8 protein-coding genes are annotated in these 11,589 nt (G+C 73.6%); 3 read left to right on the top strand and 5 right to left on the bottom strand.

Annotated elements, in window-relative coordinates; translation table 11 throughout:
* Window positions 1-164: 164 nt before the first annotated feature.
* Complete coding sequence (locus HHX37_RS18010) at window positions 165-1,376, top strand: acyltransferase (RefSeq protein ID WP_310738065.1); 1,212 nt, start codon at window positions 165-167, stop codon at window positions 1,374-1,376.
* 75 nt (window positions 1,377-1,451) lie between these two features.
* The gene (dop, locus tag HHX37_RS18005) at window positions 1,452-2,969 is read left to right on the top strand and encodes a depupylase/deamidase Dop (protein ID WP_117408704.1); all 1,518 of its coding nucleotides are present in this window, start codon (window positions 1,452-1,454) and stop codon (window positions 2,967-2,969) included.
* Between the two features lie 33 nt (window positions 2,970-3,002).
* On the opposite strand, the gene HHX37_RS18000 is transcribed toward dop, so the two are convergent.
* Window positions 3,003-3,173: a hypothetical protein gene (locus HHX37_RS18000; protein ID WP_182886148.1), complete on the bottom strand. Its 171-nt coding sequence runs from the start codon at window positions 3,171-3,173 to the stop codon at window positions 3,003-3,005.
* Window positions 3,174-3,516: 343 nt separating this feature from the next.
* Complete coding sequence (locus tag HHX37_RS17995; RefSeq protein ID WP_182886147.1) at window positions 3,517-4,632, bottom strand: serine/threonine-protein kinase; 1,116 nt, start codon at window positions 4,630-4,632, stop codon at window positions 3,517-3,519.
* Window positions 4,633-4,888: 256 nt separating this feature from the next.
* Between HHX37_RS17995 and HHX37_RS17990 the strand changes: the two genes are divergently transcribed.
* Window positions 4,889-5,101 carry a ubiquitin-like protein Pup gene (locus tag HHX37_RS17990; RefSeq protein WP_117408698.1) on the top strand — a complete coding sequence of 71 codons (213 nt, stop codon included), beginning with the start codon at window positions 4,889-4,891 and terminating at the stop codon, window positions 5,099-5,101.
* Between the two features lie 131 nt (window positions 5,102-5,232).
* On the opposite strand, the gene HHX37_RS17985 is transcribed toward HHX37_RS17990, so the two are convergent.
* The 3 genes from HHX37_RS17985 to HHX37_RS17975 form a co-directional block, all read right to left on the bottom strand.
* A complete protein-coding gene (locus tag HHX37_RS17985) occupies window positions 5,233-6,780 on the bottom strand; it encodes a phosphatase PAP2 family protein (protein WP_182886146.1) in 1,548 nt (515 codons plus the stop codon).
* Window positions 6,781-6,887: 107 nt separating this feature from the next.
* A complete protein-coding gene (locus HHX37_RS17980; protein WP_310740427.1) occupies window positions 6,888-10,190 on the bottom strand; it encodes a glycoside hydrolase family 38 C-terminal domain-containing protein in 3,303 nt (1,100 codons plus the stop codon).
* Window positions 10,150-11,424, bottom strand: coding sequence for a Gfo/Idh/MocA family oxidoreductase (locus tag HHX37_RS17975; RefSeq protein WP_310740426.1), 1,275 nt, complete (start codon window positions 11,422-11,424; stop codon window positions 10,150-10,152). The genes HHX37_RS17980 and HHX37_RS17975 overlap by 41 nt, the downstream gene beginning before the upstream one ends.
* Between the last annotated feature and the right edge of the window lie 165 nt (window positions 11,425-11,589).

Below are 11,589 nucleotides of genomic sequence, written 5' to 3'. Positions count from 1 at the left end.
GCTTCACGCGCACGTGGGTGCACTCCGAACGGATCGCGCCGCTCCTCCCCTTTTTCGGGGGTCGTCCGGAGATCGTGGATCTCGGAGGGAACCGGAAGGGCATGTGATCACGTCAAAGATGGCGTGATCTTTCTTGGCGCGCGCGGGTGGGTCCTGTGAGTCCTGTGCGACATTCCGTTCCTCCCGCGGGCGCGCCGGACGCGCCCGGCGACGGCCGGGCCGCGAAGGGCCGCCGCCTCGTCGAACTCGACGTCCTGCGCTTCGTCGCCGCGTTCGCGGTCATGTCCTTCCACTACATGGCGGCCAGCAAGTCCCTGTGGGACGAGTTCCCCACGAAGCTGTTCGCGCCGGTCGCCCGCCTCACCACGCTGGGCATCCTCGGCGTCGAGTTGTTCTTCCTCATCAGCGGGTTCGTCATCCTGATGAGCGTGTGGGGCCACACGGTCGGCGAGTTCGCCGTGTCCCGGGTCTCCCGGCTGTACCCGGCGTACTGGTTCGCCGTGATCGTGATCTTCATCCTGTACCGGTTCAGCGGGGTCTCCGGGTTCGACCCCAAGCTCAGCACCGGGGAGTATCTGCTCAACCTGACCATGCTGCAGGGGGCGTTCGACGTCGGGCACGCCGGCGGCGTCTTCTGGTCGCTCTGGGTGGAACTGCGGTTCTACGTCCTCCTGGCACTGTTCTCCCTCGTGGGGATCACGCTGCGGCGCTGCCTGGTGTTCCTGGCGGCCTGGGCCGGTCTGGCCCTGCTCGCCGAGTTCACCCAGAACGACGTGCTGGTCTTCGTCTTCATGCCGAGGCAGGCGCCGTACTTCATCGCGGGCATGGCCTTCTTCCTGATCCACCGCTTCGGGGCGCGGGCGGCGGCCTTCGTGCCGTGGCTGCTCGTGGCGGCCGGCTACGGGATGTCCCTGCACGCCGCCCTGGAGCGCGTGGGGGAGCGGGTGCGCCTGATCGGGATCGCCCGCTACCCGGCGCCGCCGGAGGCCGTCATCGTCGCGATCACGCTCATCTACCTCCTCATGGCCGCGGTCGCCCTCGGCTGGCTGCGGTGGGTGCGCTGGCGTCCCCTCGTCACCGTCGGCGCCCTCACGTACCCGCTCTATCTGCTGCACCAGACGATCTCCGCCGTCCTGATCCCGGCGTACCGGGACGTGCTGGACCCCTGGCTGCTGACCGGGATCACGATGACGGTCTCGATCGCGCTCGCGTACGCGGTCTACCGGCTGGTCGACAGGCCCGGCCAGCGGTGGCTCCGGTCCAGGCTGGGGGCCCTGCTCGACCGCTCGCGCGGGTCCCGCCGGCGCGGCCGGGGCACCCCTTCCCGGACGGTGCCGCCGATTCCGGCGCAAAGTCCCGAGGCATCTGTGCCGTAACTGTTCGGTAGCAGGGCATAGAGAAAGGGCTAGGCTCGGATATGACGACGACGGCCTGACACGGGCGGGGTGGGAATGACGGTTCGGCGGGTGATGGGCATCGAGACCGAGTACGGCATCGCCGTGCCCGGTCAACCGGGGGCGAACGCGATGGTGACCTCCTCACAGGTCGTCAACGCGTATCTGGCGGCGTCGGCCGCCCGCGCCCGCCGGGCCCGATGGGACTTCGAGGAGGAGAACCCGCTCCGCGACGCCCGGGGATTCGATCTCGCCCGTGAGGTGGCCGACCAGAGCCAGCTCACCGACGAGGACCTCGGGCTCGCCAACGTGATTCTCACCAACGGCGCGCGTCTGTACGTCGACCACGCCCATCCGGAGTATTCGACGCCCGAGTGCACCAACCCCAGGGCGGCGGTCATCTGGGACAAGGCGGGCGAGCGGGTGATGTACGACGCGGCGGTCCGGGCGTCCGCCGTTCCCGGCAACGCGCCCATCCAGCTCTACAAGAACAACACCGACGCCAAGGGCGCCTCGTACGGGTGCCACGAGAACTACCTCATGCGCCGGGCCACGCCGTTCGCGGACATCGTCCGGCACCTGACCCCGTTCTTCGTGTCGCGGCAGGTCATGTGTGGCGCGGGGAAGGTCGGCATCGGCCAGGACTCGCGCGGCGAGGGCTTCCAGATCAGCCAGCGCGCCGACTTCTTCGAGGTCGAGGTCGGGCTGGAGACCACGCTGAAGCGGCCGATCATCAACACCCGGGACGAGCCGCACGCCGACCCGGAGAAGTACCGCCGCCTGCACGTGATCATCGGCGACGCCAACATGTCGGAAATTTCGACATATTTGAAGCTCGGTACGACGGCCCTGGTCCTGGCGATGATCGAGGAGGGATTCCTCACCATCGACCTGGCGCCGGAGTCGCCGGTCGCGGCGCTGCGCGCGGTGTCCCACGACCCGACCTGCAAGTACGAGATCGCGCTGCGCAACGGGCGGAAGATGACCGCCGTGCAGCTGCAGATGGAGTACCTGGAGCAGGCCCGCAAGTACGTCGAGGACCGCTTCGGCTCCGGCGTGGACGACCTGACCAAGGACGTGCTCAACCGCTGGGAGTCGGTGCTCACCCGGCTGGCCGAGGACCCGATGCAGCTCTCGCGGGAGCTCGACTGGGTCGCCAAGCTGGAGATCCTGGAGGGTTACCGCACCCGCGACAACCTGCCGTGGTCGCATCCCCGTCTGCAACTGGTCGACCTGCAGTACTCCGACATCCGGCCCGACCGCGGACTGTACAACCGCCTGGTCGCCCGGGGCCGGATGCAGCGCCTGGTGACCGACGAGGACGTCGACCGCGCGGTCGAGACGCCGCCCACCGACACCCGGGCCTACTTCCGCGGCCGGTGCCTGCGTCAGTACAGCGAGTCGGTCGCCGCGGCCTCCTGGGACTCGGTGATATTCGACATCCCCGGCCGAGAGTCGCTCCAGCGCGTGCCGACCCTGGAGCCGCTGCGCGGCACCAAGGCGCACGTGGGCGACCTGCTCGACCGGTGCCGAACCGCTGCCGACCTCGTCGCGGCCCTCACCGGCGAGGCCTGACCCGCCACCGGCCACGAGAGGACGCCGGCGGGGTCAGCCGTGCCGGGAGATCCGAGGGGTCGGCACGCCGCCGGGGCAGCGCACCTCGATCTCCACCCTGCCCTCGTCCGACTGGGACCTCGCGCGGGCGCGGTGGTCCGGGCCCGGGTCGACGTCGTCGACCCGGAAGCCCTGGGCAGGGGTGGGCAGCACCAGCGCGGGCACCGTGACCCGGCCTACCGCGACGGCACCCGGTTCTCGTGCGTCAACCCCAGGTGCGGGTGGGCCGGGCATGCCGACACCAACGCCGAGATCAACATTCGCAACGCCGCAGGAACTGTGGTGTCAGGACGTGGAGACCTCGGGACTGCCCGGTCTGCGAAGCGTCAACCCCCGCACGCCGCCTGACCGCGACACGACGGGAGAACCTCCGGCCTTCAGGCTGGAGAGGAGTTCAAGTCTCGATCGCCACCGGACGGACGGATCGTCAAGTTCCGCACCCATCACAGCTGACCGAGGAGCACGATCCGGCCGTCCTTCGCGCGGGGCCCGGCCGGTGGCCCAGGCGTCACAGGGGGGCGGCCGGCGGGCGTGGGCCGTCCGGGTGACCTCCACCGAGGTTCCGGGGAAAGCCCGGACCGGAGGGGCTGGTCAGGCCGCCGGCACCGCCGGGACGGCGCGGACGGCCGGGCGGCGCGGGCCAGCGCGGGACGCCCCCACGCTGGCGGTTCTCCCCGTGCGGAAACCCGGCGGTCAGCTCGCCCTGCCGAGGGGGCGCGCCGAGGGCGGGGGAGTGCCCGTACGGGTTGGTCCTGGCGCGGCTGGGCAGCTCGCCGGAGGTCCGGCCCGGCGCGGCTGCGGGGATGCCCTGCCGCCGCAGCACCTCCACCAGCATCTGCATGGCCTGCTCGATCGTGAGGCGGTCCAGCGGATCACGTCGCAGCAGGCCCTCGATCAGGGGCCGCAGCGGGCCCGCCCGGCGCGGCGGGTCCGGCTCGCGGCCGAGCATCATCCCGGCCGACAGCGGGCCCACGCTCGGGTACGGCGGCCTGCCCTCCACACCGCAGTACAGCGTCGCGCCGAACGACCACAGGTCGGCGGTGGGGGTGAGGGCCTCGCCACGAAGGCGCTCGGGCGCGAGATAGGCCCCCGACCGCGTCACGGGCACCGTCGCCGGTCCCGTCACGTCCCGGTCGAAGGCGGCGATGCCGAAGTCGGTCAGCACCACCCGGTCCTCGGTCAGCGTCACGTTGCCAGGCCGGATGTCCCCGTGGACCACGCCCATCGCGTGCGCGTGCCGTACGCCCGAGAGGAGCTGGAAACCTACCCAGGCGGCCCAGTGGACCGGCAGGCGTCCGAGATGACGCACGGTGTCCCCGAGCGTGAGCCCCTGGAGCAGTTCGGTGACGATCCAGAGACGGCCCTTGTCCTCCAGCAGGTCGTGCACGGTGATCACGGCCGGATGGCTCAGCCGGGCCGCCGAACGGGCCTCCCGCAGCGCCTGCCTGCGGGCGGCCGGCAGGTCCGCCACGTCCACACGGTACGGCGGCTGCACTTCCTTGATCGCGACGTCGCGTTTGAGGCGAAGGTCATGGGCCTGCCACATGATCCCTCCGCCGTCCCGCCGGAAGGGCGTCAGCAGCTTGTACCGATCCGCCAGCAGTTGCCGTGCGTGCGATGCCATCGACCACCCGTGCGCTAGAGCCAGCCCAGATCCGTGATCCCCCATTGTCGTCCCGTAGGTGGGGGCACGACGACGAAAGACGGCCACGAAGAGTGTGACGTCGATAACGATCCGATGTAGAGAAGGCCCACGCCGAGGGCCGATGTGCCCGCCGCGAGCACCGTTCCAAAGATCGCGTGCCCCGGGGCGCGCATTGTCGGTCGGTTCGGGGAAGATATGGGGAGAGGCGTCCCCCCGAGCAGCGGAGGTGTCAGGGATGGCGACCAAGGAAACCGGTGGCGGCCAGAAGCAGACTGGCCGCCAGGAGAACGAGGTCGAGGAGGTCGAGGCGCAGGCGTCTTCGGACGTGCAGGAGCGCCACGAGAAGCTCACTGACGATGTCGACGCGATCCTGGACGAGATCGACGAGGTCCTGGAGGAGAACGCGGAGGAGTTCGTCCGCTCCTACGTGCAGAAGGGCGGACAGTAACCCAGGGGGGAGACGTCTGGGCCGGTGGCGGCGCCCGGGACCACCCGGTGCGCCGGCCGCCGCGCCCCCGTTGCCGGCCGGGCGAGCGCCCGGCCGGTCACCGGCTTGGGCGACCGGGCGGACGGCGTGGGCTAAGTGGCTGGTGGCCGATGTGTTCGGTGCGGCCGGTCGCGGAGCAGCACCCACCACGCCACGGCGACCCACGGAAGCGCCAGCAGCGCGCTCGCGAGCACGCCTATGGGGTGCTGCGTTCCACGGTAGATCTGCGACAGGGCGCACAGCAGCGGGACGAGCACGGCCGCCGCGCCCGCGGCCAGTAGCCAGGGGCGGCGTACCGCACTGTGCCGGACCAGCACCACGATCGCCGCGAAGAGGGCCACCACGCCGGCGACCTGGCCGGAGGGGAAGCCGGACGTCAGCGGCGGCCAGGACTCGTGCACGGCGACCGCCAGGCCGGCCGCCGGATCGCCGGGCGGAGCGACCGGCGGGGCGGTGGGCCGGACGATGGTCAGGTCGCCGGGCAGACGGACGGGCTCGGCGGGCTGGGAGCGGCCGACGGCCGCCGCGGCGGTGAGGACCAGGGCCAGTTGCCCGGCCGTCGCCACGAGCAGGAACAGCGCCGGCCGTGCGCGCCGCAGCACGGCCAGGGCGAGAGCGCAGGCCGCGAGGGCGCCGGCGAGGATCCACGGAGTGCCTCCGATCCGGCTGCCGAACGCGGCCACCCCGTCCAGCACCGGACCACGCAGATCGGCGACCCACCGGACGACCACGTGATCGGCGACCGCCAGGGCCGTGCTCCCGGACGCCCGGGTGAGCAGCAGCCCGGTCCCGAACAGCGCCCCGAGGACGAGCACCCAGGCCGTGAGCGCCTCCGCCGCGGCGCGCCAGGGATGCGCCAGCGGCTCCCGGCCCTCAGGCTCCCGGCCCCCGTCCGGCCCGGGCCGCGGGGCCGCGGCGCCCTCCAGGACCGGTCCCTCATCCGGTGACGTGCCGGGCACGGCCTCCGGACGCCAGGGCCGGAAGGCCGCGGCGGTGACCCACAGCCAGACCAGCCCGAGGAGCCAGCCGCCGATCACGTCGCTCAGGTGGTGTACGCCGAGCGCGACGCGGGTGAAGCCGACGAGCACGACGAGGCAGGCGACCGCGGCGACGGCGAGGGCACGCGCCCGGCGAGGCGCGAGCGGCGCGAAGACCAGCAGCAGCACACCGTAGGAGACCAGGGAGCTCATGGAGTGCCCACTGGGGAAGCTCAACCCGGTCGCCGTGGCCACGGGCTCGGCCACGACGGGACGCAGCCTGCCGATCAGCAGCTTCAGCACGGGGTAGAGGATCAGCGAGCCGAGCGACGTGGCCACGACGTAGGCGGCCTGCCGTACCTCGCGCCGGACGAGCAGGAGAACGGTGGCGAGGACCAGCACACAGGTGAGGACGGTGCCGCCGCCGAAGTCGGTCAGCGTGCTGAGGATCTCCAGGGTGAGCGCGTCGCCGGCCACCAGCCGGTTGAGATCGTCGGTCACGGCCCGGTCGGCGGCGTACAGCGGCTCCCACCGGCCGGCCACCAGACCGGTCAGGAGTGCGAAACCGGTGCCCGCCAGGCTCACCGCGGCCAGTCCCGGCGCGCCGCGGAGAGCGAAGCGTTCCAGGCGGCCCGGCTCCAGGCGGTGCGACCGGTCCAGCATGCCCTCCTCCTGCCCCACTGGTGCTCGCCCGGTGCCGGAGGCGAGTGGATATTTCCCCTACCCCGGCCGGGCCGTCGGAAAAGCACTGACCGGGAGGGCGCGCCCGGTCAATCCTCCGACAGGTGGATCGTGACGATCTCGAAGGGCCGCAGGCGGAGCCGCACGCATCCGTCCCGCACCGGCAGCGGACGCACCGGAAAGCCGAGCGTGTCGGCCGTCCAGGCCGCGGTGAAACCGCCCCGCACGACCGCCTCGGTGGCCGTGGGGTGCTCGGCCACCAGGCGGACCTCCAGCCGTCCGTCCCGCTCGCGCAGCGCCGCCATCACCACGCCCTCTCCCGACACCGACAGCCCGCCGCCAGGTCCGGCGTCCGGCCCGCGACCGGGCTGAGCCGTCCGGCCGGCGCCGGCGCCCGGTACGGCGAGCAGATCATGGCGGAACTCCTCCGCGAGTCTCGGCAGCCCCGCCTCGTGCCACTCGGCCGCGTACGGCAGGACGGCGAGGCGCACCGACAGCGGCCCCTGGCACTGGGCGGCCGGAGCCGGGATCTCGGGGCCCGCCGGCTCGTCCCGGTAGGGGTTGCGGTTCCTGGACAGATGGCCGACGGACCGGACCAGCGTCACCGCCAGCTCCGTCCCGCCCTCGATGATCTCGTATTCGCTGACATGGTCGAGCAGCACGGCCAGGCCGCCCGCGGCGGCGAACGACTCCGCGGGGAAGACCGGGATCGGCCGCTCGCCGCCCCCGCCCTCGGCCGTCAGGCCCCGCCGCACCACCGCGAACTGTCCCTCCGCGTGCGACTCCGCCGCCGGTCGTGGCAGCGGCGCGTGCCAGCGGACGCGGTGGTCGCGGCAGCGCACGTCCATGGTGATCTCGCACCGCGCGTACGGCTCGCCCGCCCGCAGCTCCACCCGCGTGGTCACGGCCGTCCGGACGTCCGCGCCGCCGGACAGCGCTGTGTTGCCGGACCGCTCTGTGTTGCCGGACAGCGCTGTGCCGCCGGACAGCGCTGTGCCGTCGCCGATCGCGGCGGGCCAGTCGTACTCCCGGACGATCTCGTACACACCGGTGAGCGGGCCCGAGCAGATCTCCTCGACGGAGACGCCCACGGGCCGGTCGAGGAGCCGGTCGATCGGCGGCGGGGCGTGGTTGTAGGTGTCTCCGACGTCCCCGCCGTGGACGACGCGCCCGACCCCGTGGACCTCGGTGCCGTCGGCGGCGAGCAGCGAGAGCGTCCCGTCCGCGGCCACGGACACCCGCAGCAGCCCGTTGTCGAGCACCGGGTCGAAGCCGTACGGATCGACCCGCAGGGGGTGCGCCACCGCGGCGGGCTCCACGGGCCCGGCGACCTCTTCCGGGACGGAGGCACCGGCAGGCGCGGTGACTCCGGCAGGCTGCGAGGCTTCGGTGCGGGCGGCGTCGTCCCGGTCGCCGGCGGGTGCGGGGGACCGGGCGGTGAGGACGGCGCGGCCGAGCGGCGGCACGGTGACGAGCGCCGCGACGGTGACCACGGGCTCGGCCACCGTGCGGACGACCCAGAACCCCGGGCCCGCCTCCAGGATCGCCCGCCGCAGGTCCTCGTAGGCGTAGCGGCCGGAGGCGTGACGGCTCACGGTCACGGTGAAGACTCCGTCCGCCGCGTCCCAGGAGACGATCTCGTGGCCGTAGAGCTCACGCTCGTGGACGCGGCCGAGGAGCAGCCGCAGGTCGTCCATGACGGTCTCGTCGAGCAGCGTGGGCGCGTGCCCGAGCCGCTGGAGCGGGACCGCGCGTCCCGCCGCGTCCACCAGCCGGGCGCGGCCTTCCGGCAGGTCGGCGAGCACCAGGCCGGTCCGTTCGAACGGCGAGGGGTTGACGACCATGAGGGAGCCCTTCGGCGCCGCCTCGGCGAGCGCGGCCGCGACGAGGTCCACGACCGCCTGGGCCGTCTGCCCGGCCTCCGCGATCCGCGCGGCCACCTGGAGAGCGGTCTCGTCGGAGCCGCACCCGGTGACGGAGTCGTGCCCGCCGGCGGCGATCACCGCCCGCCACGCCATGCCGAGCAGCCGCCCGGCCGGAGCCTCGCCGAGAGGTTCGCGGCCGGGACCGAGGGGGTTCGCGCGGGCGGCGGACCCGGGCGGCCGTTCCTCCTGGGCATGGCCGGCGGCGTGCCGCCGGGACGGCCGGTCCGCGAGCCACAGTGCGGACAGCGGCTCGGCGTAGCGGATGAGAGTCCGTTCGGCCCGCGCCATGGCCTGTTTGAGCGGGACACGCGCCGAGACGACGCCGGGCAGGATGTTCGCCCGGGCGTGCGAGCGCAGTTCACCCCGCACTCGCGGCACCGCCGGGCCGGTTCCGCCGCCGGACCAGCCGTCTCCCGCGTCCGGGCCCCGGTTCACCCACCCCGGCCCGTGCTCGGGCTCGTCGGCGGGCTCCGGCGCGACGCCGTCGTCGGCGAGGGCCTCGGCGAGGGTGGCGACGCGCAGTCCGGAAGCGGTGATCTCCCGGACGGGGGCCGAGTGGTCGCCGCCGCACATCGCCAGCAGGGTCCCTCCCGCCGCCCAGCCCTCCATGGCGGAGGCGAAGGCGGCGACCCGGTCGGGCAGGCCCTCCGGCGGGCCGGTGAACAGGCCCGACGCGTTGCCGTACCCGCCGGGCAGGTATCTCGTCCTGATCGTCGTGCCGTCGGCCCCGGTCCAGTCGAAGACGTCGCGGTCCACGCGGGCCGGCACGCCGCGCCACACGCAGGCCCGGCGCAGCCCGGCCAGCGCGAGCATCTGCGGCATCTGCGCGCAGTGGCCGAACTGGTCGGGCAGGTAGCCGACCGGCATCGCCCCGCCGAGCGCGGCGGCGCCGCGCATGCCGTACTCCAGGTTGCGCAGCAGGGTCTCGCCCGAGCACAGGAACTCGTCGGCGAGGATCAGCCAGGGCCCGGCGGCCAGCCGCCCCTCGGCGACGAGACGCGCGACGTCGCCGCGCCGCGACGGCCGGAGCTCCAGATAGTCCTCGATCGCCGCGAGCTGGCCGTCCATGGTGAACCGGTAGGCGGGATCGGCCGTCATGGCGTCCAGGACCTCGTCGAGCACGCGCACCAGCCCGGCCCGGAAACGCTGGAAGGGGAGATACCACTCGCGGTCCCAGTGCGTGTGCGGAACCACCACGATCTCCCGGCCCGCGCCCGGCACGTCCCGCGCGGGCGCGGGCTCCGCCGCGCCGGCCGTGGCGGAGCCGGCAGGGGGTCGCAGCCGGCCCGCACTCGCGGCCCGGAGCCCGGCATCGGCGATGGCAGGCGTGGTGGCGGGGGCGGGTGCGCATTCGTCCGCGTTCGCGGGCCGGGGCTCCGCCGCGTCGGCGCAAGCGGGAGCGGGGTCCGCCGGGCCGGCGGGGGGCTCACGGTCGGCTGACGCGCTCCTCGGCGTGACCGGCTCCACTCGCGCCCTCCTCGGCGTCGCTGCTGTCGGCCCCCCCGGCGGCACCCCCGGCGGTCGCCTGCGGCGGGGCGCCGGTGGGCTCGCCCGCGCACTCCCCGGCGATCGGGATGCCCGCCCACCGGGCGTACCGGTGGACGATCCGCTGCGCCGTGACGATATCTTCCAGAGCCCCGTCCAGTCCGGTGAGTGGACGTTCGTCCTGCGTGACGAACCGGTGGAAGGCGAGAAGCTGCCGCTCGAACGACTCGGCGACGTCCTCGTGGACGATCGTCCGCTCGGTGGTCCCGACCCGGCACGCGACCGTCAGCCGGGCGGGCGCGTTCAGCAGGTAGGGCGAGGGGAAGCGCAGCTCCATCGAGCCGTGCTCGTGGTGCAACGTCACGATCTCGTGGTAGGCCGGGTAGCTCGGCAGGTGGTGCCAGCGCACGCCGTACCTGCCGGAGCCCTCGGCGGGCAGGGTCCCGCTCAGCTCGACCGACGGCGGGAAGGCGTCGGCGGGCCACACGGCGACGTGGTCCACGGTGTCGGGCGACCCGGTGAACAGCCGCATGAGCGACAGCTCGTGGCAGAGGCTGCCCAGCACGACCTCCGCGTACAGCCGCCGCAGCCGCTCCGACGACGTGCCGAGCGCGGCGGTGAGCGCCTCCTCGTCGGCCTCGGCGTAGGGGGCGACACGCTCGGGCGCGGGACGTCCGCGGCGCACGCGGGCGAACAGCAGCTGGGAGTCCTCCGACGGGTGCAGCACGGTGGCGTCCAGGTGGCGGACGACGCCCGGCCCGCCCGCCTCGTGCAGCGCCTCCAGCAGCCGCTGGGAGGCGGGGTCGTACTGCTTCATGTAGCCGACCATCAGCCGGTCGCCGGGCAGGCCGTCCAGTTCGGCGCGGCTGTAGGCGAGCGGCTTCTCGGCCAGCACCCACAGGCCGCGTTCGAGCGCGGCCCGCACCAGCGGGCCGTGGGATCCCGGCGTCAGCACGAGGACCGCGTCGAGCCCGCTCCCGCCGGGTCCGCCCCCGTTGAGTCCACCGCCGCCGATTCCACCGGCTCCGTCGAGCATCGCCAGCGGGTCGTCGTACGCCGTCGCGCCGGCCTCCCGGCCGACCGCCTCCGCGTGGTCGCGGTCGAGGTCGCACACGGCGGCGATCCGGAACAGGTCGCGCCGCCGCGCCAGCAGGGGCAGGTAGACGGCCTGCGCGATCACGCCCAGCCCGGCGATGCCCACGTTCACCGTCTTCACGTCCTCACCCTCCCCGGCTCGGCGTCCGGCGTCCCGTGCCCCTGCACCTTCCCCACCGGCGGCGGCGCACAACCACGCCCGGCCCCGCCCTTCCCGTACGCCCTGACGTGCGGACACGCCGGCCGGGGCGGACGATCGCCGCCGCGTAAAGAGAAGGTCCGGCGA

It is taken from the genome of Microbispora sp. H10885 (assembly GCF_014161415.1).
GTDB lineage: Bacteria > Actinomycetota > Actinomycetes > Streptosporangiales > Streptosporangiaceae > Microbispora > Microbispora triticiradicis.
This window is presented reverse-complemented; position numbering and strand designations above follow the sequence as displayed.